This window comes from Hyphomicrobium sp. (assembly GCF_036262015.1).
Lineage (GTDB): Bacteria > Pseudomonadota > Alphaproteobacteria > Rhizobiales > Hyphomicrobiaceae > Hyphomicrobium_C.
This window is the reverse complement of the sequence record NZ_DATAJR010000008.1, coordinates 457,025-479,159: the sequence shown is the minus strand read 5'-3', so window position 1 is coordinate 479,159 and position 22,135 is coordinate 457,025. Positions and strand designations below refer to the sequence as shown.

The 22,135-nt window shown below is 60.3% G+C and carries 25 protein-coding genes; 2 read left to right on the top strand and 23 right to left on the bottom strand.

The features are described from left to right. Nucleotides 1-93 precede the first annotated feature (93 nt). The 19 genes from VHO05_RS11005 to VHO05_RS10915 all read right to left on the bottom strand — a co-directional run bounded on the left by VHO05_RS11005 (nt 94) and on the right by VHO05_RS10915 (nt 17,677). Nucleotides 94-1,614: a flagellar hook-length control protein FliK gene (locus tag VHO05_RS11005; protein ID WP_329646627.1), complete on the bottom strand. Its 1,521-nt coding sequence runs from the start codon at nt 1,612-1,614 to the stop codon at nt 94-96. Beyond that, entirely contained in the window at nt 1,611-2,975 is a 1,365-nt protein-coding gene (locus VHO05_RS11000) for a hypothetical protein (protein WP_329646626.1), read from the bottom strand. The genes VHO05_RS11005 and VHO05_RS11000 overlap by 4 nt, the downstream gene beginning before the upstream one ends. After that, on the bottom strand, nt 2,972-4,213 hold the full coding sequence (locus VHO05_RS10995) for a MotB family protein (RefSeq protein WP_329646625.1): 1,242 nt from the start codon (nt 4,211-4,213) through the stop codon (nt 2,972-2,974). Before VHO05_RS10995 ends, VHO05_RS11000 begins: the two co-directional genes overlap by 4 nt. Continuing rightward, nucleotides 4,210-4,812, bottom strand: coding sequence for a hypothetical protein (locus VHO05_RS10990; protein ID WP_329646624.1), 603 nt, complete (start codon nt 4,810-4,812; stop codon nt 4,210-4,212). The genes VHO05_RS10995 and VHO05_RS10990 overlap by 4 nt, the downstream gene beginning before the upstream one ends. After that, on the bottom strand, nt 4,809-6,485 hold the full coding sequence (fliF, locus tag VHO05_RS10985) for a flagellar basal-body MS-ring/collar protein FliF (protein ID WP_329646623.1): 1,677 nt from the start codon (nt 6,483-6,485) through the stop codon (nt 4,809-4,811). Before fliF ends, VHO05_RS10990 begins: the two co-directional genes overlap by 4 nt. Before the next feature lie 250 nt (nt 6,486-6,735). Then, nucleotides 6,736-7,659, bottom strand: coding sequence for a flagellin (locus VHO05_RS10980; RefSeq protein WP_329646622.1), 924 nt, complete (start codon nt 7,657-7,659; stop codon nt 6,736-6,738). A gap of 183 nt (nt 7,660-7,842) precedes the next feature. Next, nucleotides 7,843-8,766 carry a flagellin gene (locus VHO05_RS10975; protein WP_329646621.1) on the bottom strand — a complete coding sequence of 308 codons (924 nt, stop codon included), beginning with the start codon at nt 8,764-8,766 and terminating at the stop codon, nt 7,843-7,845. Nucleotides 8,767-9,098: 332 nt separating this feature from the next. Next, entirely contained in the window at nt 9,099-10,022 is a 924-nt protein-coding gene (locus tag VHO05_RS10970; protein WP_329646620.1) for a flagellin, read from the bottom strand. A gap of 178 nt (nt 10,023-10,200) precedes the next feature. Further along, on the bottom strand, nt 10,201-10,947 hold the full coding sequence (gene fliP, locus VHO05_RS10965; RefSeq protein WP_329646619.1) for a flagellar type III secretion system pore protein FliP: 747 nt from the start codon (nt 10,945-10,947) through the stop codon (nt 10,201-10,203). Continuing rightward, entirely contained in the window at nt 10,944-11,438 is a 495-nt protein-coding gene (locus VHO05_RS10960; protein ID WP_329646618.1) for a flagellar basal body-associated FliL family protein, read from the bottom strand. Before VHO05_RS10960 ends, fliP begins: the two co-directional genes overlap by 4 nt. An 11-nt stretch (nt 11,439-11,449) precedes the next feature. Continuing rightward, nucleotides 11,450-12,208, bottom strand: coding sequence for a flagellar basal body L-ring protein FlgH (flgH, locus tag VHO05_RS10955; protein ID WP_329646617.1), 759 nt, complete (start codon nt 12,206-12,208; stop codon nt 11,450-11,452). Nucleotides 12,209-12,219: 11 nt separating this feature from the next. Continuing rightward, entirely contained in the window at nt 12,220-13,284 is a 1,065-nt protein-coding gene (locus tag VHO05_RS10950; RefSeq protein ID WP_329646616.1) for a MotE family protein, read from the bottom strand. Next, entirely contained in the window at nt 13,281-14,393 is a 1,113-nt protein-coding gene (gene flgI / locus VHO05_RS10945) for a flagellar basal body P-ring protein FlgI (RefSeq protein WP_329646615.1), read from the bottom strand. The genes VHO05_RS10950 and flgI overlap by 4 nt, the downstream gene beginning before the upstream one ends. Continuing rightward, nucleotides 14,390-14,902: a flagellar basal body P-ring formation chaperone FlgA gene (gene flgA, locus VHO05_RS10940; protein ID WP_329646614.1), complete on the bottom strand. Its 513-nt coding sequence runs from the start codon at nt 14,900-14,902 to the stop codon at nt 14,390-14,392. Before flgA ends, flgI begins: the two co-directional genes overlap by 4 nt. 21 nt (nt 14,903-14,923) lie before the next feature. Then, nucleotides 14,924-15,712, bottom strand: coding sequence for a flagellar basal-body rod protein FlgG (gene flgG, locus VHO05_RS10935; RefSeq protein ID WP_329646613.1), 789 nt, complete (start codon nt 15,710-15,712; stop codon nt 14,924-14,926). Between the two features lie 22 nt (nt 15,713-15,734). Next, a complete protein-coding gene (locus VHO05_RS10930; protein ID WP_329646612.1) occupies nt 15,735-16,091 on the bottom strand; it encodes a flagellar hook-basal body complex protein FliE in 357 nt (118 codons plus the stop codon). Further along, nucleotides 16,091-16,510: a flagellar basal body rod protein FlgC gene (flgC, locus tag VHO05_RS10925; RefSeq protein WP_329646611.1), complete on the bottom strand. Its 420-nt coding sequence runs from the start codon at nt 16,508-16,510 to the stop codon at nt 16,091-16,093. Before flgC ends, VHO05_RS10930 begins: the two co-directional genes overlap by 1 nt. 3 nt (nt 16,511-16,513) lie before the next feature. Beyond that, nucleotides 16,514-16,894 (bottom strand): flagellar basal body rod protein FlgB, encoded by a 381-nt coding sequence (flgB, locus tag VHO05_RS10920; protein WP_329646610.1) that lies wholly within the window; start codon nt 16,892-16,894, stop codon nt 16,514-16,516. A gap of 144 nt (nt 16,895-17,038) precedes the next feature. Further along, a complete protein-coding gene (locus tag VHO05_RS10915) occupies nt 17,039-17,677 on the bottom strand; it encodes a MarC family protein (protein ID WP_329646609.1) in 639 nt (212 codons plus the stop codon). A 176-nt stretch (nt 17,678-17,853) separates the two neighbouring features. Between VHO05_RS10915 and VHO05_RS10910 the strand changes: the two genes are divergently transcribed. After that, nucleotides 17,854-18,129 (top strand): usg protein, encoded by a 276-nt coding sequence (locus VHO05_RS10910; protein WP_414653748.1) that lies wholly within the window; start codon nt 17,854-17,856, stop codon nt 18,127-18,129. A gap of 15 nt (nt 18,130-18,144) precedes the next feature. Here VHO05_RS10910 and VHO05_RS10905 read toward each other — a convergent pair whose 3' ends face one another. From VHO05_RS10905 to motA, 4 genes are all read right to left on the bottom strand, one after another. Continuing rightward, entirely contained in the window at nt 18,145-18,615 is a 471-nt protein-coding gene (locus VHO05_RS10905; RefSeq protein ID WP_329646608.1) for a hypothetical protein, read from the bottom strand. A 10-nt stretch (nt 18,616-18,625) separates the two neighbouring features. Continuing rightward, nucleotides 18,626-19,708 carry a flagellar biosynthesis protein FlhB gene (flhB, locus tag VHO05_RS10900; protein WP_329646607.1) on the bottom strand — a complete coding sequence of 361 codons (1,083 nt, stop codon included), beginning with the start codon at nt 19,706-19,708 and terminating at the stop codon, nt 18,626-18,628. A 63-nt stretch (nt 19,709-19,771) separates the two neighbouring features. After that, nucleotides 19,772-20,131 carry a flagellar motor switch protein FliN gene (gene fliN / locus VHO05_RS10895; protein WP_414653746.1) on the bottom strand — a complete coding sequence of 120 codons (360 nt, stop codon included), beginning with the start codon at nt 20,129-20,131 and terminating at the stop codon, nt 19,772-19,774. 51 nt (nt 20,132-20,182) lie between these two features. Further along, nucleotides 20,183-21,061 (bottom strand): flagellar motor stator protein MotA, encoded by an 879-nt coding sequence (gene motA, locus VHO05_RS10890; RefSeq protein ID WP_329646606.1) that lies wholly within the window; start codon nt 21,059-21,061, stop codon nt 20,183-20,185. A 331-nt stretch (nt 21,062-21,392) separates the two neighbouring features. Here motA and flgF point away from each other — a divergent pair, with 331 nt between their 5' ends. Beyond that, entirely contained in the window at nt 21,393-22,118 is a 726-nt protein-coding gene (gene flgF / locus VHO05_RS10885; RefSeq protein WP_329646605.1) for a flagellar basal-body rod protein FlgF, read from the top strand. Nucleotides 22,119-22,135 lie beyond the last annotated feature (17 nt).

The window sequence follows — 22,135 nt, the reverse complement described above, 5'->3', positions numbered from 1 at the left end:
CCTGTTGTCATCGCTCTCGTCGCTCTTCGACCAGACGGGAATGGAACAACGCTCATACTGAACTCTAACGCAAATCGATCCGGTTACATTTCGTTAAACATAGAGCCCTTCGCCACCGCTGCGAATACCTCTCGCACTGTCATCCTTACTGTCAGATGGGGGACGGTAGGCGTCGTTTCCAGGCTGGGACTGGCCAAAACGCCCTTCACCGCCAGACGAGTTGCCGAGCCCCTGGCCCTGGTTGCCCTGGCCCTGCATTCCACCTTGAGCACCGGACGAGCCGTTGTCACCGAAGCCCATCGAGGTGCTCAGCCGCGAGCCGTCGCCCTGCGAAGCAGTTGTAATGCCATCGACCGAGTAGCCTTGCGAGGATAGCGCACTCACGAGGGCATCGCGTTCGCGCTCGATGACGGCGAGCGTGTCACGACGCTGCGTCTCGAGATGCACGGAAATGGCATTGTCCTTGAGCGCGAGGCGTACGGTTACACTGCCGAGATTGGCCGGCTTAAGCTCGATCTGCAGAACCTTCACCACACCATCCGACGAGCTGTCGCCAATGCCGTCCGCACGCAGTTCCGCTCTTACCTCGCGTGCAATCTGATCGCTCAGCGGCTCGAAGGACTCGGACGATTCCGGTGCTTCGGCAGCAGCGCGAGCATTTTCGATGCCACTGACCAAGGACGCAAACACGCTGCTGTTCTGTTGCTGCGAGTTCGAACCCGAAGAACCGCGGCCATCCTGCTGACCGCTATCCTGACCGGCAATACCCGGTCCAGCAAACGCAGCGCCACGGCTACCCTCGGTCGTCACAGGCGTAGCCCGACGAGCACCTGCAGCGTCCGCATCTGCTTTCACATCGCCGGATTGAGTATCGACGCGGCTACGGGCAGACGCTGTCTCGCTTGAGCCGGTAGCCTTCGACATGGCCGCATTGAGCGACGCGTCCCCCTCGCCTTCAGGAACGACGGTCGCGTCAGCTTCCGGCTGAGGTGCCGGAAGAGCCGCAAGAGCTTCTGGTGGCGGCCCCTCAACCGCGAGATGTGTTTCCTGCGCGACCACCGTTGCCTTGATATCGACGCGTGTGACGTCATTCGGCTGCTCGGAACCGGATGTCGCGGACGATTTCAAGAGCGCAAGCAACTGGCTGACATCGAGATCTTGTTCACCTTCATCAACCTGACCTGGCATCCACGGGCCCGCGTCAGACGCATCGGGCATGTCGATTGCGGCAGCCGCTGCGCTCGCTTGCGCATCGTCCGAGGCGGCGAAATTGTTCGTGTCGTCGGAGACCTGAGCCGACCCGCCGAGTGCTGCGATCATAAGCGACAACTCAGTTGCGCTCATCTGATCCGTGCGTTGCGCGACATCGCTTTCGCGATCCCCTTTCGCTTCCCTATCGCCGTCATCGCGAGAACCGCTATCGCTCTTACCACCTTTTCCCGTCGTGGAAAGGCGCGAGGAGCGCTCACTCGGAGCATGATCCGACGAGCGCGAGGCCGAGTCGAGCGTATCGCGGAACGACGAGTCACCCGCGTCCGAGCGGCGGCTGTCCGTCGAACGTGAACTCGGCGACGAAGACGTCAATGCGGATGTCAATGCTTGTGCTGCAGTCACTGCGGCACCCCCTCTAGAAGAGAATCGACTTTTGTAAGCAAGGATTCGGCCCGCCCGACAGATTCCGGCGGCTTTTCATTTGTCGGAGCTTCCGCAACTTCCGGCCACTTCCCGACCGACGTGGCGACCCTGAGCGCGGCATCCCGAAGATCACGATCCGACGTTCCAAGTTTCGAGACATCCAAGGCGTTGAGCGCTTGCACGCCTTTCTCGAAATCTTCTGTGACAACGAGCGCTGCAGCTTCAAACAGCATTGCACGCTCGAGCGACCGGCTTCCGGGTTGCGCCAAATCGCGCGCTTTGCCGGCCGCGAATTGCGCTATGCCGACGTTGCCTCCCTTGATTGCCTCTTCGGCAATCGCAAGATAGAGGCCGACCCGCTCGGCCGGTGGCGCTTTCATGAGCTCGGTTTCTGTCCGAGAAATCCACTCTGAGGCGCGCTTGAAGTTCTGCCGCGCCACACCGGCGAAGAACTGGCGCCGGAAACTTTTGGCAAAGAGAGAGCGCGGAAAGCGGCGCGAATACTGCGACGCGAGCAGATCGAAACGCTCCAGCTCTCCCTCGCGTGCCACGAGAAGAATTTGCTGTCTCAACGCCGATTCCTCGATCAGCGTCCCAGGCGACAGCAGACGCGCTTCGTCAAAGAACGCAACAGCCTTGAGCGGTTCCTTTTTCAGGATCAACGTCCCTTGGATGAGGGCGACCATCCCCGCAAGGAGGGGATCGAGCTTGCGCGCCTCCATCTTGTGCATAACGCCGAGCGCATCGACGAAACGGCCCTCACCATAGGCAAGCGCGCCCTTGAGCAGCCGCCGCTCGAGGTAAGGCGTCTTTTCGCGGCCAAGCACGAGTTTCAGAACCGCCGGATCGCCACCACTGAGAACAAAATAAGTGGCGGCGCGTGCGTTACGCACGTCGTCCCACACGCCAACGGGAAGATCGCGCATCTCTCTGCTCAAGTCGCGCATCAGGTCGCGTTGGCGCGCATGAGCCTCAGTGCTTCCGGAAGCAACTTCGTCCTGCACCGCCCGTAAGCTGCGGATCAGAACATAAGGTTGTTTCGCAGTTTCGACAGCGGGAACCTCCGGCCAAAGCGACGGCGGAGGTGGGGCCGCCGCTTCGCCCTCCGGCGCAGCCGCATGCTCACCCTCTCCTGCACTTTTTCCGTGCGCATCCGTCTCATCAGCCTTTTTTTCAGCCGAGGCAGCCTCTCCGGCCTCACCTGGCGTTGCAGACTCCGCCTGCTCAGCCGGCGCGGGTACAGCAACGTCTTCATGACCGGAGGCCGCCATGGCAACCGGGGAAAAGGCTGCGACTGCGGCCACTATCGCGACCAGGCGTAAGGCGAATGAAGCGCTCACGTCTTGGATAACCTCAGGAGTATCTCGATGCGGCGGTTCTCGGCCGCATTGGGATCTGATGGAATCTTGAGATTGCGGTCGGCATGTCCTTCAATCGCATCGAACCGGCTTTCCTTCACGCCGCCGCGCGCAAGCATGTAATAGGCGATCTGCGCGCGCTCCATTGAGAGGCGCCAGTTGTTGTTCCTTTCGGATTTGAACGGCCGCGCGTCGGTGTGACCGCGTACAACGATTTCACCCTCACGCTCGGCCAGTACTTTCGCAACTTTTTCCATCACGACCACCGTTTCGGGCCGCGGTTCGGCCGAAGCGCTGGCAAACATTCCGAAACGGAAATCGTCCGTAAGGCTGATAAGAACACCCTCGCTGACAAGACGCACATCGATCGATGGCTTCTTGTCCGGTGCGAGATCCTTGAGCGCCTTCATGATCTCCGCATTAAGCGCTTGCTCCGCTTCCTTGTCTCTTGCCGACTGTTCCGGCGCTGACGCATCGGGCGCCCCAGCGAACGTCGTTGTCTTGGCAGACGTCGCATCCGCCGGCGCGTCTTCCGCAAGATCCGGCTTGACCTCGAGCGGCTTCTCGAGCCCTGGCGGAAGCGGATGCTCACCCGGTTCCTCCAGCGTCATCTGTTCATGCTCGCTTTGGGCCGCGCTCTTGTTGGTGACGCTCTGTTCGGGAAACGGTTCGAAGGGATTGGTGTTGCTGTTGCCGCCCGGCAGCGTGTTGTCGCTCTTGGCCGCGCTGCTCTCCTTCTCGGATTCAGATTCGGATTCCGCTTTCAATGCGAGACGAGAAAGAACGCCGTAGGGATCGTTGAACAGATCCTCCTCGGCTTTTTGCGCAACGCCGTCTTCCAGCTCTCCGTCTCCACCCGGCTTGTGGAGCGCCTGACGCTTGTTCTTTTCATCGACCGTACTGACGTCGGCGCCTCTGTCGGAGGGACCAACCGTGACAGGCGCGGCCTTTTCGGTGTCTCGTTCCTCCTCGACGCCCTTGATCGTCGGACGCTTGGAGTTGAGCTTCAGAGGATTGAAGTAAGTTGCAATCTGTTGGATCTTTTCCTTGTCCGAGACATTGAGGAGCCACATGACGAGGAAGAAAGCCATCATGGCCGTCATGAGATCGGCAAATGCAATTTTCCACGCTCCGCCGTGATGGCCATCGTCTCCGTCGCCGCCCCTGCGGCGAACAATTACGACCTCGTGCGGAACTGGCGCGTCCCCATCGGCGCTCATGGGCTGCCTCTCTGAATGGCTTCCGTCCAGGCGCCGATCTGGGTCTCGATGATGGTTCCGTCGGCATAAACGACAACATCTGCACCGTCACTTTCGACGAACGTCACGCCTGCATGACGTTGGCTGAGGCGTGCCTCAATCTCGGACAGAAGATCCTTCGGCCCAGAAATTGCAATCTTGGCGTATTCGCCCTTGGCCAGCATGAGGTTGAGAGAAGCCGACAACTCCTCCAAAGCCTTTGCGCGAATGCTATCGCTGAGAAACGGTTTGAGAATACTACCGACGCGTTCGGCGACACGCTGTTCGAGATCTTCGAAGGCTGTCGCGATCAGCGCGCTGAGGTGCGCGCCCTGCTCGGCCGCCCATCTCTGCCGCTCGGTCGCAAGTTTCTGGTCGAAGGAAGCTTGTAGCTGCCCAAGCACCGCGTCTTGCTCGACCTGTGCGGCTGCTCGGCCCTCCAAAACACCGCGCACATGCGCGTCGGAAATCAATGCCTCCGACTCCGACACGCCGCCTTGCGCGAGAGCACGTCCGCCACGCCGCTCTGCGTCGCCGCTTAGATCTCTCAAATAGTACGCGACGGGAAGCGCAGTCGTCATGCAGCCCGCTCCCGCATCCATTGCTTGAGGATATTGGCGGCCTGCTCTTCATCGAGAGCGACCATCTGCTCCAGGCGCTTTTGCGACAGCCGCGTCACGTCGCTCGTGATGTCTTCGATCAAATTGGGTTCGGACTTGATACCAAGCAGCTCGGCTGCAGCGGCAGAATCGATCTGCAGCGCCGTATCGCTATCCTCGCTCGCCAGCAGAGAGCCATCGTCGGCTGCAGCAGCCCCCGACGCGAGCGCACCACCTGCCACTTGCGCTTCCTTCTCATCCAGCAGAAGGCGCGTCACCGGCCTCAATCCGAATGTCACGACGATGAACACCAAGCCGAGAACGGTAATGGCTTTGATGAGGCCGGTTGCCAGCCCGATCAGCGGGCCCATCAGGCTTGCGGTCTCATAGCCTTCAGCCATGCCCTGACCTTGAACGAACTCGACAGCCTCGACGCTGATCTGATCTCCGCGCTTCGAGTCGAATCCCGACGCGGTGCTGACCAGCCGCTCGACTTCCTTCACCTTGGCCTGAATTGCCTCGGGAGTGGCCGACTCCCCGAGCGTGTCGAGCAAACGTTTACGATTGAGAACAACCGCAATTGTCAGCGTTTCGATGCGATAGCCATCGCTCGTCGTCTGAACGGTCTTTGAGTTGAGTTCGTAGTTCGTTAGATCCTCGCGCCGCTCATTGGAGCGCTTAGATTGATCGCCGCCTGAGCCGTTGGCGCCCTGGTTCGGAACGTTCTGTTCCACCCCAACAGGAGTCTTGCTGGATGCTTCCTGCTGGCTGCCGCTCTCTTTCACGACGCGCAATGAACGCTCGACCTTGGAATCCGGATCGAATGCCGTCTCGTTCGTCAGACGCTTGTCCGTGTTGAGACGCGCCGCGACGCTAACCTCGAAATTGTCGATTCCGAGATAGGGCGCCAATGTCTTCCGGACGTTGTCACCGAGGTCCTTGCTGACAGACTTCTCAAGCTCGATCTTTCGGCTGGACGCCGTCGAGCTAGCATCGCCAGCCGATGCCAGAACTGTGCCGTCTGCGTTGAGGACGCTGATTTCATCGATCGTCAGCCCCGGAACAGCCGAGGCCACAAGATGGCGGATCGCTTGCGCCGTGCTCGCATCGGCGGCCATCTCGGTCCGAATGAAGACCGAAGCGGACGCCGGTTGCCGCCCCCGGCGGAACGAGCCAGTCTCCGGCAAAACGATGTGCACACGGGCGGCCTTGATGCCCTTCATGGCTTGAATGGTTCGCGCAAGCTCGCCTTCGATCGCACGTACGCGCGTGACCTCTTGCATGAACGAGGTCAAGCCAATGGGACCGAGTTTGTCGAAGAGCTCGTACCCCGCATTGGCACTGGACGGCAGGCCCTTCTCGGCGAGAAGCATTCTTGCCTGTGCCGTTTCCTCGCGCCGCACCATCACTTTGGTGCCGTCCGAGCTGACGTCGAAGCCAATGCCGGCTTCTTTGAGCACGGCGCCAATTCGGCTGACATCTTGAGCATTGAGACCGGTGTAAAGCGTGTCGTAGTCGGACCGGCTGAGATAGAAGCTGCCAAACGCCACCGAAGCGAACACAGCTACGCCCACAAGGCCCAGCGCGATCAGGCGCTTGGTGCCTAAGGCGAGCAAATTGCTCCAAAGTCTTTCGAGCTGTTCGAGTCCGAGCATTGCCGGCCCAACCCTTTGTGCGGCTTGTGGGAATGACGCCGAACGGATTCTGGGCATCTAAGCTTGCGTGGGAATTGCGATGGGATTTTTGGTCTGTCGCAGGCGGAAAAAAGAAAGGCCACGCCGGGGGCGGGCTGGCGTGGCCTTCAGGGGCGCGGGTGTGATGGGGATCCGGCCCAATGTGCGGGATCGCTTAGGCCGATCCCGCTTTAACTCGTATGAACGGCTGGGTGTGCGCCCGCCGGTCGACTTAGTTCTGGAACAGCGCGAGAATCTGCTGCGCTGACTGGTTGGCGATGCCCAAGGCTTGCACGCCAAGCTGCTGGCGCACCTGCAGCGCCTGAAGGCGGGTTGATTCCTCGTTCATCTCAGCGTCAACGAGCTGACCGATACCGGTATCGATCGACTGCATGAGCTTGCTGACGAAATCCTTCTGCAAACTGATTCGCGACTTTGCGGCACCGAGCACGGTGGCCGCGTCGGTCATCAGCTTCAGGGCCGCGTCAACACCGTCGATCATGTCCTCGAGGTCTTGAAGGTCCGTCGGACTGTCGGTGAGGCTACCGATATCGAGCGTCGAAACCGAATAGTTGCCGGTGCTGATGCTGCGTTCGAAGTCTAGAATTCCCTGATTGCTGCCCGACGTGTCGAACAGCATGGTTCCCGTAGGGCCGACGTCGACGGCAATGGTGCCGATCGAGATGGCCCCCGTGCTGTCGCGCGAGAAGGCCGACACGATCGACTTTTGGGTCGTTCCCGTCGAATCGCCAACAAGCCAGTTCTCACCGGAAAAGACTGCAGATTCAGCCTTGCTGCGCAGTTCGGTCTGAAGCACGTCGATTTCGCTCTGGATCTTCGACCGGTCGAGGCCCGGCGCACGGGCGGCAACAAGCTTCGCCAGGATCTTCTGCACGGTTTCGATCGCGCTGTTCATGGCGGTAACTGTAACCTCGGCGGTCGCGGCGCCGAGGCCCAGGGCGTCTTGAACCGTCGAGATCGCCATATTGTCGGACCGCATCGTGGTTGCGATCGACCAGTAGGCTGCGTTGTCCGAGGCGTCGCCGACCCGGAGGCCCGTGGAGATTCGGCGCTGCGTCCCCAACAGCTCTTTGTTGGTTTGGTTCAGGGTCTGCAGCGCGGTCATCGCCGCGATATTTGTGTTCAAGCTGCTCATGCCAGCGCCCCTTTACCGATTCGTGACTCATTGTTTCTTTCGAACCTTGTGCGGGGGTTGCGGGTGATACGGAATGAACACCGGGCCGAACCGGTGGCCGGTCAACGCGAAAGCGCAAAAAAGCGAAAACCGCGCCCCTCTCGGGACGCGGCTTCGCTTTGGAGCGGAAGAAGTTGTAGCGGCTTACTGGAAGAGCCGGAGGATCATCTGAGCAGACTGGTTGGCCATGCCGAGCGCCTGGACGCCAAGCTGCTGACGAACCTGCAGCGCCTGCAAGCGCGTCGATTCTTCGTTCATGTCTGCGTCGACAAGCTGGCCTACGCCCGTATCGATGGCATCCATCAGGCTCTTCGCGAAGTCCTTCTGGAGACTGATGCGCGACTTCACGGCGCCGAGGCCGGTCGCGGAGTCGGTCATCGAGGTGATCGCTGCGTCAACGCCCGAAACAAAGCTCTCGAGGTCCTGCAGGTCCGCGGCACTGTCCGTGAGGGTGCTGATATCGAGCGTCAGCACTGTGTAGTCGCCGATACCTGGTGCCGTACGTACCGAGTCGAGGATACCAGCGCCGCCGCCCGACGTGTCGACCAGCATCGAGCCAGTCGAGCTGAGATCCACCTCGATCGTTCCAATCGAGATCGCGCCCGTGCTATCGCGCGAGAACGACGAAACAAGTGTACGGGTCGTGGTGCCGGTGCTGTCGACCGCAAGCCAATTCTGGCCCGAGAAGGTCGCCGTATCGACCACGCTCTTCAGAGAGCTCTGGAGCTGTTCGATTTCCGACTGAATCTTCGCGCGGTCAACGCCCGGCTGGCGAGCAGCAACAAGCTTCGTCTTGATGTCGCTTGCGATCTTGATAGCGCCTTCCATGCCCTGGACAGCGACGTCGACCGTCGCGGCACCGAGGCCGAGTGCGTCAGCCACCGTCGAAAGGGCCTGACGGTCCGAACGCATCGTCGTTGCGATCGACCAGTAAGCGGCGTTGTCCGATGCGTCCTTGACCCGGAGGCCCGTCGCGATACGGTTCTGAGTGACCAACGTCTCCTTGTTGGTCTGGTTCAACGCTTGCAACGCGGTCATCGCCGCGATGTTGGTATTAATGCTGCTCATCTTATATCCCTCTTCCGACTCGTCTGGTCCCGCTCCCCAAGTCGGGCTTTCCCGAAAGAAAATAGTTGGAGCTGCTTACTGAACCGTTAAACGCTGACCCAAATCCGTCGAAACGCTCCAAAGTGGCACACGGAGCCGCGTCTACCAGTTCACAGGGCTTCATCAATTCGCGACCCAAAAGACTGATAGCTATAAGATTTTATAAAGCGTCGTCGGCAGAGCACTCCGACAGCGGTAGGTCAAAAAGAAAAGGGCCGCATCCCGGAGGGATGTGGCCCTTAACTGTCTATTTACTATTGGACGGAGCGTCGGCGGGTGAGCGCCGGCAGAACCTATCGGAAGAGCGACAAGATCGACTGGCTCGACTGGTTCGCAAGGCTCAGAGCCTGGATGCCGAGCTGCTGGCGAACCTGGAGTGCCTGGAGACGCGTCGATTCCTCGTTCATATCGGCGTCAACCAGCTGACCAACACCTGTATCGATGGCGTCCATCAACGTGTCGGCGAAGTCCTTCTGCAAGTTTATTCGCGTCTTGACGGCACCCATGGCGGTCGCAGCGTTCGTCATAGACGAAATCGCGTCGTCCACGCCCGCGACGTAGTCCTCGAGATCCTTGAGATCAGTCGCAGAGTCCGTGAGGGTGCTGATATCGAGCGTCAGAACGGTATAGTCACCGCTCGTCGTCGCGGTGCGCGTCTTGTCGAGAATGCCAGCGCCGCCGTTCGAAGTGTCGATCAGCATCGAGCCCGTGGCACCAATATCGACAGTGATCGTGCCGATGGAAACATCACCGCTGCTGTCGCGCGAGAAAGACGAGACGAGCGTGCGTTCCGTGGAGGCGGAAGCGTCGACGGCGAGCCAGTTCTGGCCCGAGAAGCTTGCGCCGTTCGCGGTGTCCTTCAGCGAGGACTGGAGCTGTTCGATCTCGGCCTGGATCTTTGCGCGATCGACGCCCGGAGAACGGGCTGCAACGAGTTTGGCCTTGATGTCGCTGGCGACCTTGATCGAGGTATCGAGGGCTTTCGAAGCGATATCGACAGTCGCACTGCCGAGACCGAGTGCGTCAGAAACAGTAGAGAGAGCTTGGCGGTCCGAACGCATCGTGGTCGCAATCGACCAGTAAGCGGCGTTGTCAGAGGCATTGGCGACGCGAAGACCGGTGGAAATGCGATTCTGCGTCGAGAGCAGGTCGCTGTTCGTGGTCCGAAGCGCCTGCAACGCGGTCATGGCCGCGATGTTCGTGTTGATGCTACTCATTATACTACTCTACCTTTTACGCTACGCTACAGAGGCCGGAGACAACGGCCTTTCGCGGCATCGTGCTTAGGGTAGTCGACCCCCCGAACCCAACCTGCCACTAACCAAGGTATACCGATGATATATTGAGCCCCAGTTAATGGGGGCTTTAGCCCATAGGTAAAATACGTCCGTTCCGTCAGGGAAACGATCGGACGAGGCCGCCAATCAGCAGATTCCAGCCGTCGATCAGAACGAAAAACAGCACCTTGAACGGCAAACTCATGACTGTTGGCGGAAGCATCATCATGCCCATCGACATGGTGAGCGTCGCGACGATGAGATCGATAACGAGAAACGGCAGCACGACGAGGAATCCCATCTCGAAGCCACGCCTCAGCTCCGAAATCATGAAGGCTGGGATCAGAACGCGAAGCTCGACCTCTGAATCATCGGGGTTGGCCCCAAACCGCTCCTGAGCGAGATCCTGAAAGAGTTCCAGGTCCTTCGCCCTGACGTTCGCGCGCATGAACTCGCGCAGGGGCTGAGTGATCTGCACATAGGCTTCCTGTTCGGTGATCTTGTTCTCGACGAACGGCTTGAGCCCGTTCTGCCAGGCCCGGTCGAAGGTCGGAGCCATGACGTAGAACGTCATGAACAGCGCCAGACTGACCAAAATCATGTTGGCGGGCGTCGTTTGCAGGCCAAGCCCGGCACGCAACAGCGACAGGACGATTACGAACCGGGTGAAGCAGGTCACCATCATCAGCAGACCGGGGGCAACGGACAGCATGGTGATGAGCACCACCAGCTGCACCATACGTCCGGTAACGGTCTGCTCGCCGGACGGAAGGAGCCCTTCGAAATTGAGCCCCTGTGCCTGTGCCAGTGCTGCTCCAGGAACGATGAGCAGCATTAGCAACGTCAGCACGGCAAGCCGCTTCATTCGATAATGACCCCGTGAATGACCACGTCCTTGATGTGCTCGCGATCGCGGATCGTCGCCCGGTCCTTGAAATCTTCGCGCAAATTCTGGAACCCGCTAGGGCCCTGGAACTGCACGAGGGTCGCGGTCCGTAGGTAGGCGACGAAGTCCTCCGCAAGCTGCGCGGCCAAGACGTCCCCACCCCCATCGAGCCCTTCGATCACGACCGAAGCCTCAATCCGGATCCACGCATCCTTGGGTTCTGCCAGATTCGCAACGATAGGGGCCATCGTCACAAGCTTGGCCCCAGGACCTAAGGTTGCTTTTGCACCTATTTTTTCAGGAAGTTCCTCAACTTTTGCCGGAGCCTTATCTTCGGCGGTCCCCTTCATTTGCCCGTCGAGGAAAAAGCCGAAGCCGGCGCCGAAGCCGAGCGCAAGCAAAGTCACAAGGATAAGCCCGACCAGCCCACCTTTGCCCTTCTTGCCCGCGCTCGCGTCTTTTTTTGCCAAACCCAGCTCCCCTAGAAGGGCGTCAGGAGATCGAACAACTGCTGGCCAACGGCAGGTTGTTGCACTTCCGTGATCCTGCCGCGGCCGCCGTACGAGATGCGAGCCTCAGCGACCTTGTCATAGGAGATCTCGTTCTCTGTCGAGATATCGCGCGGCCTGACGATGCCCGCGACGCTGAGCTCGCGAACCTCGAAGTTCACGCGCACTTCCTGGCTACCGCTGATGATGAGGTTGCCGTTAGGCAGCACGCCCGTCACAACAGCCGCAATCAGGAGCTCGATTTTCTCCGAACGCGTGATGCCACCCTTGCTGTCGGTCGAGGTCTCGGCATCCGCCTCCACGTCGACCGAAAGGTCGCCACTGTGAGCGAGTCCGCCCGTCGTAGTGAAGTCATACCCAAGCTTGGGCTTGAGCTTTGTCGTCGCGTCGCGCGAGCGCTTCGAGTTGTTGTCGAGCGTCGCCTTATCCTTGATTGAGATCTTGACGGTGACGACGTCGCCGATTTTCCGCGCTCGAGGATCTTTGAAGAGATCCGCGCTCGCATCCTGCCAGATTGAATTACCCGGCCGATAAGTGGGCTGTGGCGACGGCTCCGCTGGCAACGGCACGCGATCGGCAAGCAATCCTGAACCGACAGCGCTGAGGGCTGGCGCACGGCCGATATCGGCAGGGTTCGTCGCGCATCCACCTGCGGCAGCCGCGACCGCAAACACGATGAGGGCCGGCACCCTGAGGAGCACCGGCTTGAGCCACGGACCGTATGTCGTCATGGTCCACCTCGTCATGATCGCGGAGCCCCGGCAGGAACCCCTGCGCCGGACAAATCCGGCGGCTTGTTTTCAGGCGGCGCGGCAGCGGGCGGCTTTCGCGACGGCGGAATCTTTGCGGCACCCGAGATGATGGTGGCGATCTTGGCCGCCCGCTCGGGTTCCATTTCGCCCATGATCTGGCTTGCCACTTTCGTCTCGAGCTTGGTCACGACAGCTGCCGCCATTTCTTCGTCGACAGTTGCCAATTGCGCCGCCGCCGCATCAGGCCGCATGCGCGAATAGAACCCCACGAGCTTTTCGTGAGCCTTACGTGCAAACTCGTCGCGGCGCGCGAGCCACGACTTGTATTCTTCCGTCTTCGCCTCGAGTTGCCGTGCCCTCTTGTCGAGCTCAGCCTCCATGTCGCGGATTTTCTTTGCCTGCCAGGCGAAACGGGCATCTGCCGCGGTGTCGACGGTGTTGAAGCAATACTGCTGCGCACCGTTCGCGTTGGGCGGCGGCGCATCGAGCGGCCCCGGCTTCTTGAAGATGGTTTCGGTCGCCGGCGTCGCAGCGCCCTCAGCCCCTGCGCTTGTCGGAGCAGTCGGCGCAACCTTGGCGGCAGGCGCCGCAGGAGCGGCCGCCTGATCGCCGGCTGCCAGAACCTTGAGAGGAGTTTGCCGCACTTCGCCCGCACCTGCTGGCTGGCCCGGGATCGTGCGAGGCCGCGTCGCGCCGGTCACAGGCGCTCGATCCCGATCGCGCGGATCCGGGATCGCCCCCGTCACGATGGGCGACCATACCTTCTGCGGCTGCGGCTGCGGCCGCATTTGGGGCGCGTTTCGCGGTGCAGGGAACATGTTCGGATCGATGGCCGGGGGCACCTGAACCGCACCGGTTTGGAACGGATCAGGCGTATCGAATGTCCGCCCTGGCGAGGTCGCGACGGTTGGCGCCCAACCCTGTTGGGCAGCGGCCGGAGATGGGAAATTGGAGGCAAGCGCTCCAACAAAAAGAAGCGCGAGCGTGAACGTCAGAGCGCAACGAGCGTTCTCCCCTTTGGCCGACCGGAATGGCTGCGCGCTCTCGATCTTCATTGCACCACCAGTTCCGCCTGAAGGGCGCCGGACGTCTTGATGGCCTGAAGAATTGCGATGATTCCCGTGGGTTTGAGCCCCATCATGTTGAGACCGCGCACCAGCGTCTCGAGATTGGTGCCGCCCATGATGGCAAGGTTTGCACCTTCCTCATTGACGGAGACGAAGCTCTCCGGAACGACGACCGTCTCGCCATCCGAAAACGGCTCAGGCTGAGAAACCTTTGCACTTTCGGTAATGCGGACCGTCAGATTGCCGTGCGAGACTGCAACTGTGTTGATTTGGACATCGCGTCCAATGACAACGGTGCCGGTGCGCTCATCAATGACAACTTTGGCCGGGCCATCGGCTTCCGTGACGAGTTCGCCGAGCTCTGCGAGGAAACGCGCCGCACCCATATTGGGCGGACGATCCAGAAGTACGGTGCGCAAATCCTGCTCCCGAGCCACGCGACGGCCGAAACGCTGCTGCGAATAGGAGTTGATCGTGTCGGCGATGCGCACTGCGGTCGAAAAGTCGGGATTGCGCAACTCGAGAACGAGAGCTCCTTCATCATCGAGCGCGCCCGCGACCTGACGCTCGACAAGAGCACCGTTTGGAATCCGGCCGGTCGTCGGAACGTTCTGAGTGACCGACTCTGCCTGTCCTTGCGCGGAATAACCGCTGACGGCAATCGGACCTTGCGCCACCGCATAGATGGCGCCGTCAGCGCCCGAGAGCGGCGTCATGACCAGAGAGCCGCCCGCAAGAGAGGAAGCGTCACCGAGCGACGACACCGTCACATCGACGCGCGAACCTGCCCCCGCGAACGGCGGCAAATCGGCCGTGACCACCACGGCCGCGATGTTCTTCGTGCGCGAATTTGCATTGCGGATGTTCACGCCCATCGTATCGAGCATTGACTGCAGCGATTGGGCCGTAAACGGCGAGTTTCTAAGACTGTCGCCTGTTCCGTTGAGACCGACGACGAGACCGTACCCGATCAACTGGTTGGCGCGCACGCCCTGCACGGCCGTTATGTCCTTGATCCGGACACCCGCGCTTCCGCCCGCCAGCGCCGGCAAGGTCGAGAGAACGAAGACGAGGGCAAGCGCCAGGGCCCGGCTCATGGCGTCCCCACCCGAACCGTACCATTGGACTGCACGACGCCGCGGATTGTCATTCCGCTATCGACGTTACGCAAACTGATCACCTGCCCGGCAGATCCCGACTGCAACGACGTAGCGGTTCCGGAAATAATGAGCCCGCCGGACTGGAAAATGACGACGGTCGGCTGACCCTGCTGCACGGTGAACGGATCGCGAATGCCACCCAGCGCGATCGGCGTGTTCGGCAGCAGCGTTTGACGCGCCACTTTGCCGACAACAGACTCGCGCGTCGCCACGTAACCCGCACCTGTATTGTCCGAATCGCGGAAAGCGCGGTCGACGAGCATATCTTCGGTGATGACATTGCCCGGATACACGGTTGCGCGCGGAACGGGCAACACCAGATCGAGCGCCAGCGCCGGACGCAATGGGAGAGAAAAGACAACCGCGCAGACACAGAGCAGCCCACGCGCCCACGAAGCGAGAATGCCAGGAGTTCCGGACGTGACGAGCTTCAATCGCTGCACCATCTGCATCACCACTCGCTGGCCTTACCGCATGTTGTTCGCGACCGTGCCGTACATCGCATCGACGGTCTGAATGACTTTCGAGTTCATCTCGTATGCGCGCTGAGCGGCGATCAGCTGCGTGATTTCCTTCACCGCATCCACGTTCGAGTTCTCGAGATAGCCTTGGTGGATTTTCCCGAAACCGACATCGCCCGGAACACCGGTCACGGGATCACCGGACGATTCCGTCTGCCGGAAAAGATTTCCACCCATCGGCTCGAGGCCGGCGTCGTTGACGAAATTCGCAAGCGTCAGCTGGCCGAGAAGCTGCGGCTGAGCCTGCCCCGGTATTGTGACGTAAACCTCGCCGGTCTCGTTGATCGTGATGTCCGTCGCATCGATCGGAACCGTCATCGCGGGCTGCACCTCGAGACCGTCGAGTGTCACGATCTGGCCCTGGTCATTCTTGTTCAAGGCGCCGTCGCGCGTATAGAACGTCTCGCCGTCTGCACCCGTGATCTGGAACCAGCCGCGCCCGTTGATTGCGACGTCCAGCTTGTTGTTGGTCTGCGCGAGCGAGCCCTGCTGATGGAGGTCGCGAATTGCGGCAGTCCGCACGCCGAGACCGACATAAGCGCCTTCCGGCACGTTGGCGCCACCGCCTCGCGCCGGTGCACCGAGTGCACGCTCGGCCTGATACAGCAGGTCGGTGAACTCTGCGCGCTGCCGCTTGTACCCGGTTGTGTTGATGTTCGCGATGTTGTTCGCGATCACTTCCAGGTTTGTTTGCTGCGCGTTCATACCCGTCGCAGCGATAGAAAGCGCTCTCATGGACCTGCCCTGACTGGTGCCGTTAGATGGTCATTCGGCTAATTTCGAGATAAGCGGAAACGACCTTGTCGCGGATGGCGATGCCGGTCTGCAGTGTCTGCTCGGAAGCCATTACGGCCTCCACCACTTGTTGAGTCGTCGCCTGACCGCGCACACCCGCAATCGCGGTTTGCTCGCCCGTCTTGAGGGTGCTGATCGCTTCCAACGTCATTTGACCAAGCACCGCACCGAAGTCCGTCGGCAACGGCTCCGTCTTGACCGGATTGGGAATGCTCGTGACAGGGGTCGGCTGTGTAAGGCCGGCCGCGCCGGTCGTACCGCCGAGACCGTACGAACCGCCGAGGGTCGATGGAGAAAGCTTGCCGACGCCGTCCAGCATCATGAGCTCCTGAGAAGATCAATGGTCATCGAGATCATCGAACGGGCCTGCTTCACGACTTGCAGGTTCGCTTCGTAGGAGCGGTTCGATTCCCGCATGTCCGCCAGCTCGACGAGCATGTCGACATTGGGCATTTTCACGTTGCCGTTCTCGTCGGCCGCCGGATGGCCGGGATTGTGTTCGACGCGAAACGGGCGCTTGTCCGTATCGACGCGGTCGACCTGAACGAGCCTCGCGCCGGACGCGTCGTCCAGCGCCGATTCGAAGCTGACGGTCTTGCGCGCATAGGGCGAGGCCCCCGGCGTGTTGCCGGTCGACGAGGCGTTGGCCAGGTTTTCAGAGGTAATGAGCATGCGGCGCGACTGCGCCTCGAGCCCCGAGGCCGCCACCTTGATCGCAACCTGCATCGGATCAGCCATGCGCTACCCCCGTGCGGATGCTAAAAGCATGCGATGGAAAGTCTTCATGACGCCGGTGTTACGGGCATAGGCACCCGCAACCTCACCCGCCTTGAGCATCTGCTCTTCAAGGCTGACGCTGTTTTCCGAATGCACAATCTGCCACTTGGCCTGTTCTTCGGTATCCGTGTCACCACGAACACCACCCGACGGATCCATATGGTTCGTTTGCGTCTTGCGCATTTCGATACCGGCCGAATCGAGCACGGCCTCGAACGGCTTTACGTCGAGTGCCTTGTATCCGGGTGTATTCGCGTTCGCGACGTTCTGGGCGACCACCGACTGGCGAACCGAAAGCCAACGGTTCTGCTGAGAGGCGATCGTAAAGAAATTGATGGGATCCATTGGAAGCGCACGCCTCGCCTGAGCCTCCAACGGTTGTAGGTCTTTAATCTTGTCCGAAGCTTGTGATTGGCCCGTCAGGCACCGCGGAGCGGAGCAGAAAACGTTCGTTCGATGAAAGTGTTAACGCGTGCGCTCTAGGCGCATTCACGCGTGCGGTAACATCAGTCCACTCGCCCCGATGCCGTCGAACAACGCCTGCACGGCGATGGCGGCCAATAGGATGCCGAAGACACGCATCAGCACGCGTTGTGCCGTCACCCCGATAAACCCAGCCAGGCGATGCGCGAGCAGCAGCAAGACGAGCGTAAGCACCATGACGGCAGTGAGAGCCGCAACCGTGATCGCCAGCTCAGTCGCGTTGCCATGCGCATTGGCGGCCAGCAGAATGCCCGCACTCATCGCGCCCGGACCGGCCAGCAAGGGAGTGGCCAGAGGAAACACGGCGAGATCGTCTTTGCGTTGCGCCTCTGCCCCCTCGGACGGCGTGAGCTTGAACGCGCTCGAGGGCCTGGCGAACACCATGTCGAGTGCAATGACGAGCAAGATGACGCCACCCGCGGTCTGCAGTGCGGGAATGGAGACACCGAGTTGCTTCAGCAAAGGACCGCCGGCAAGCGTCGACGCGCCGAGAATCGCGCTCGCAATTGCTGTCGCTCGCACAGCGATTCGCCGCCGCTCAGCCTGAGAGGTTGCGGGAGTGAGCGTCGCGAACAGCACCGCGGCTTCAAGCGGTCCGATCGTCGCGAAGAACGTCGTGAAACTGGTCAGCGCTGCGGCGAGCATGAAGCGTGTCCGATTGCCTTTCGAGCAGTTTTGCAGAGCCGCTGCCAAACCTCCAGGCAGACTGTTAGCAGCTCGTCGCAATTGCTGCTAATAGTCTGTTATAAATAGAAAATATTGAAGATTTCGCGGTTTTTGCTACACTAGAGTCGTGAACCTGGCAACCCCGGGAGCCGACCTTGAGCACCGCCGACAATGACTTTGTCCGCATGCTTGCGGGCTACAGTTTGACGACCGCAGAGATCATCTACCGCCTACCCGACCATCCGTCGCTGATGCAGAGCTACATCTGGCAGGACTACGATCTCCACCCACGCTTTCCGAAACTGAAAAGCTTCCTGGATTTCTGGTCGCGCAATCTTGAAGGCAGGCTGCATCAAGTGCTCGTCGCACATGCGGGGCTGATCAAACCGCGCGAATTGAAGCTGATCGGCGCGGAGTTCAAGCTCCAGTAGGGAAGGTAGGCGCGCTTAGCTGCGCGCCTCGATACCTTCCTGCGTCGGCCGCCGCCGCTTGGAAACCGGCGCGATCCGAGCATCTTCGATGGCTTCGATGAGGCGCATCGTGTTGCGGTCCGGATCGTTCGAGCCACCCTCGAACGACACATAGCTGATCTCAATCCCGGCTTGTAACGATTGAAGCACGAGCCGGAAGTACGCCGATACGTTGAGATGATGAAACTCCATGTCGAGCGAAATGCAGGGCGCACAGCCCCACGGCAGCTCGACCTCGCCGGAAAGACCGAACGTGACCGTTCCCGGCTTGAAGAACATTTCGGTCGACGAATTGACGAGATTGCGGATGTTTCCGAATTGCTCCGTTCGGATGAAAGCGATGAAATCTGCTGGATCGATCAACCTCAATTCCGAGGCGACATCCCTCATGCCTTCTGCCAGCGCCTTCTCGCGTTCACGCGAATAGTCGTTGCCCTGCTTCAGCATATTTCGATCCTCACACGGCCGGGCGTGCCTGCTGTCCTCGCTGAGCGAGGAACAGGATGACGCCGGCGACGGCCTTGTAGAACTCCGGCGGAATCATCTTATCCACCTCGACGCTTGCGTAGAGCGAGCGTGCAAGAGCGCGATCTTCGTAAATCGGAATCCCGTTCTGCTCGCCGATAAACCGGATCTTCAGTGCGATAAGATCCTTACCTTTAGCAACAACGATTGGCGCGCCACCTTCTTCCCGCACATAACGCAATGCGACGGAATAGTGCGTGGGATTCGCGACGATGAGAGTCGCTTTGGGCACCGAAGCGATCATACGGCGGCGCGAGCGGTCTCTCTGCAAGGACCTGAGCCGCATCTTGATCAGCGGATCGCCTTCGACCTGCTTATGCTCATCCTTGACCTCCTGCTTGGTCATGCGCAGTTCCTTGCGCCAGGAGAAACGTGACCACGCGAGGTCGGCGCCGACGAGAACGGCAGTCGCAACAACAATAGCCGACAGGAACTGAATGCTGAGGTCCTGCATCAGCCCCGGAAGCGCCGCGGGCTCCATGAAGAGGGCGTTGAAGAACTCGCGATAAGACTTTCCAAGCGCGATATAGCCAGCGATGGTCACGATCGAGAGCTTGAACAAACTCTTCAGAAATTCGACCTGGCCCTGCACACCGAAAATTCGGCTCCATCCTCGCGCGATCGAAATGCGTTCGAGCTTCGGCTCGATGCGGTCGACGACAAATTGCGGTTGATTCTGCAGGAATGAGGCCGCGACGCCGGCAATAGCAAGAACAAGCAGCACAGGTCCAACGACCTTGGCCATCTCGATTGCGACAACAAAGAGGATCGCGGACGCGTCAGCGCCAGTGCCGATGTTGAAGCTTCCGGGATGGTCGATGAAGCTCTCGAGCGAGAACCGGAGCTTCACGACGTTGTCCGTGAGGAGGAAAACCACCGCAATCAGAATGGCGAGCATCGACGCCAGAGTCGTCGCTTCGCGCGAGTGAGGGACCTGGCCCTTGTCGAGCGAGTCGCGAATCTTTTTCTCTGTTGCTTCTTCTGTTTTACTCTCTTGGTCGGGCTTCTCTGACATCAGTTAGAAACCTGCTCGAAAGGATAGAGAGAAGCAGCAGCTTTCGGAAAATTCTGGTTCGCGCTAGGCGACGCGATTGGGCGCCGAGCTGCCGATCACTTCCGTGAGCGACACGCCAAAGCGAGAGCTGTCCTCGTCGAGAACGACCACTTCGCCGCGTGCGATGACACGGCCGTTGACGACCACGTCCACCGGCTCGCCGACTTTGCGATCGAGTGGCACGACCGCGCCGCGCCCCAGCTTCAGAACGCTTGCGACCGGCATGGTTGCAGAGCCCAGCACGATCTTCACCGAAACCGGAATCTGCAGAACAGTTTCGAGATGACGCGGCTTCTGCCCGCCCGCGACGACGGGATCACCCTGTGGCATATCGCCGATGGACTGCAGCTCTGCTGCGGCGGGGCGGAAATCTTCTTGGCTCATTGCGGTCTACCTGAATCCGTTCTTGCTGTTCGCGCCTCAACCGTTTCGCGGTTATGCGGCCTGCTTCGCGTCTCCACCACCGCCACCGACCGTCTCGGCCTCGACCTCGTCGATGGTCGGACGCTCGTAAGCGGAGATGGTTTTGCGGCCATACTCGACGGCGACCTGCGGCATGGCACCGTTCATGAACGCGAGCAGCGTCTGCTTGGCCACGATATAGAGGCGCATCTGCTTCTCACGGCCGGACTTCACCTTCGTCGCAATCGGACCGAACACGCCGTACGAGAAGAAGATGCCGGCAAAGGTGCCGACGAGAGCTGCACCGATGAGGTGGCCGAGAACTTCAGGCGGCTCGGAGATCGCACCCATGGCTTTGACGACACCGAGAACCGCAGCGATGATACCGATGGCCGGAAGGCCGTCTGCTACGTTCGAAAGCGCCTGATAAGCCTTGAGCTTGTCGGCACGCAGCGTCTGAATTTCCTCGTCCATCAGCGCCTCGACCTCATGCGTCCGCGCGTTGCCTATGATGATGAGGCGGCAGTAGTCGCAGATGAAAACAGTGAGATCCTTGTTCTTCATCACCGAAGAGAATTTCTGGAAGATCGGCGATTCTTGCGGCGCGTCGATGTGCTTCTCCACCTCGTTGCGCGGCTTGCTGCGCAGCTCACGCATGAGGGAATAGAGAAGCCCCATCACATCGAGGTACTGCCGGCCCGACGGTGCCGCGTTGCCGAAAGCCTCGCCGAGGCCTTTGCCGGCGTCCTTGATCACCTTCATCGGGTTGGCAACGATGAACGTGCCGAGCGACGTGCCGAGAATGATGACGAATTCCCAGGGCTGCCACAGAACCTCAACATGCCCGCCCATGGCCATGAAGCCACCGAGCATGCAGCCAAGCATGACGACAAGGCCAAGGATAATCGTCACGAGCCACCCTCGCTTTTAGTGTTGTTCTCAAAACCCTAATGGCGAGGTCCTTGTGCGAGCCTGATCTCGGCCTCTAGCGGCGGACATGAGCGCAAACCGTGGTATTCTCGCACGCCCCCATCCACCAAGCGCGAACATCTAGTTGCAGCACGAAGTGACGTCAGCTTGAGACAAGGCGCTTTACCCACACTATGGCCCGAGACACGCGCGAGGCCCGAAATATCGTGCTCACGACACCAATACCTCCTGCACACGAGCAGCTTTACTGCCGTCCCCCCGGCGCAGCCACCTCGATGATCGCCCTCGGGGCTCAGTTTTCCGGAGTCCGCTGATGCAGCCCAGCTTGTACGTCTCACTCTCCGGACAGATGGCGCTGATGCGCCGCATGGAAACTCTCGCCCACAACGTGGCCAACGTGAACACGGCCGGCTTTCGGGCTGAGGAAATCAAGTTCGAGGAGCTCATCTCCCAGAAGACTGACGCGCCGACAGCTTTCGTATCGGGTGGCAGCACATTCATTTCGCGTCAGGCCGGCGACCTCATTCGCACTGAAAATCCACTCGACGTCGCAGTGACAGGCGACGCCTGGCTTTCCATCCAGGGTCCAAACGGGCGCGCTTACACACGCGACGGCCGCATGACGATGACACCCGAAGGCGAGCTCCGCACGCTCACCGGATATCAGATCCTCGATGTCGGTGGCGCACCCATCCAGCTCGACCCGACCGGCGGCACGCCTGGAATTGCCCGAGACGGAACCCTGACACAGGGGGGTGTGCAGCGTGGTGCCTTGGGCCTTTTCACGATCCCGGAGCAGGCAAACCTGACCCGGTTCGAGAACTCGGGCGTCATTCCCGATATGGCCGCTGAGCCCGCTCTGGATTTCAATAGAGTGGGCATTATGCAGGGCTTCATGGAGCAGGCAAACGTCAATCCTGTGTCCGAGATCTCTCGCCTGATCCAGATCCAGCGGTCGTTCGACTCGGTCAGCAACTCTATCACCCAGGCCGAGCAGACGCTGGGCAATGCCATCAAGACACTCGGCGAAACGAGCTGACGCCGAGCCGGCCTGTC

Excerpts from the sequence above, each read along its gene's own strand:
- VHO05_RS10990 (WP_329646624.1), bottom strand. The coding sequence starts at position 4,812 with ATGACGACTGCGCTTCCCGTCGCGTACTATTTGAGAGATCTAAGCGGC.
- VHO05_RS10930 (WP_329646612.1), bottom strand. The coding sequence starts at position 16,091 with ATGCTGGACGGCGTCGGCAAGCTTTCTCCATCGACCCTCGGCGGTTCG.
- flgG (WP_329646613.1), bottom strand. The coding sequence starts at position 15,712 with ATGAGAGCGCTTTCTATCGCTGCGACGGGTATGAACGCGCAGCAAACA.
- VHO05_RS10915 (WP_329646609.1), bottom strand. The coding sequence starts at position 17,677 with ATGCTCGCCGCAGCGCTGACCAGTTTCACGACGTTCTTCGCGACGATC.
- VHO05_RS10970 (WP_329646620.1), bottom strand. The coding sequence starts at position 10,022 with ATGAGTAGCATCAACACGAACATCGCGGCCATGACCGCGTTGCAGGCG.
- flgF (WP_329646605.1), top strand. The coding sequence starts at position 21,393 with ATGCAGCCCAGCTTGTACGTCTCACTCTCCGGACAGATGGCGCTGATG.
- fliN (WP_414653746.1), bottom strand. The coding sequence starts at position 20,131 with ATGAGCCAAGAAGATTTCCGCCCCGCCGCAGCAGAGCTGCAGTCCATC.
- flgH (WP_329646617.1), bottom strand. The coding sequence starts at position 12,208 with ATGACGACATACGGTCCGTGGCTCAAGCCGGTGCTCCTCAGGGTGCCG.
- flhB (WP_329646607.1), bottom strand. The coding sequence starts at position 19,708 with ATGTCAGAGAAGCCCGACCAAGAGAGTAAAACAGAAGAAGCAACAGAG.
- flgA (WP_329646614.1), bottom strand. The coding sequence starts at position 14,902 with ATGGTGCAGCGATTGAAGCTCGTCACGTCCGGAACTCCTGGCATTCTC.
- flgB (WP_329646610.1), bottom strand. The coding sequence starts at position 16,894 with ATGGATCCCATCAATTTCTTTACGATCGCCTCTCAGCAGAACCGTTGG.
- VHO05_RS10995 (WP_329646625.1), bottom strand. The coding sequence starts at position 4,213 with ATGAGCGCCGATGGGGACGCGCCAGTTCCGCACGAGGTCGTAATTGTT.
- VHO05_RS10975 (WP_329646621.1), bottom strand. The coding sequence starts at position 8,766 with ATGAGCAGCATTAATACCAACATCGCGGCGATGACCGCGTTGCAAGCG.
- VHO05_RS10980 (WP_329646622.1), bottom strand. The coding sequence starts at position 7,659 with ATGAGCAGCTTGAACACAAATATCGCGGCGATGACCGCGCTGCAGACC.
- VHO05_RS10905 (WP_329646608.1), bottom strand. The coding sequence starts at position 18,615 with ATGCTGAAGCAGGGCAACGACTATTCGCGTGAACGCGAGAAGGCGCTG.
- flgC (WP_329646611.1), bottom strand. The coding sequence starts at position 16,510 with ATGGCTGATCCGATGCAGGTTGCGATCAAGGTGGCGGCCTCGGGGCTC.
- fliF (WP_329646623.1), bottom strand. The coding sequence starts at position 6,485 with ATGCTCGGACTCGAACAGCTCGAAAGACTTTGGAGCAATTTGCTCGCC.
- flgI (WP_329646615.1), bottom strand. The coding sequence starts at position 14,393 with ATGAGCCGGGCCCTGGCGCTTGCCCTCGTCTTCGTTCTCTCGACCTTG.
- VHO05_RS10950 (WP_329646616.1), bottom strand. The coding sequence starts at position 13,284 with ATGAAGATCGAGAGCGCGCAGCCATTCCGGTCGGCCAAAGGGGAGAAC.
- fliP (WP_329646619.1), bottom strand. The coding sequence starts at position 10,947 with ATGAAGCGGCTTGCCGTGCTGACGTTGCTAATGCTGCTCATCGTTCCT.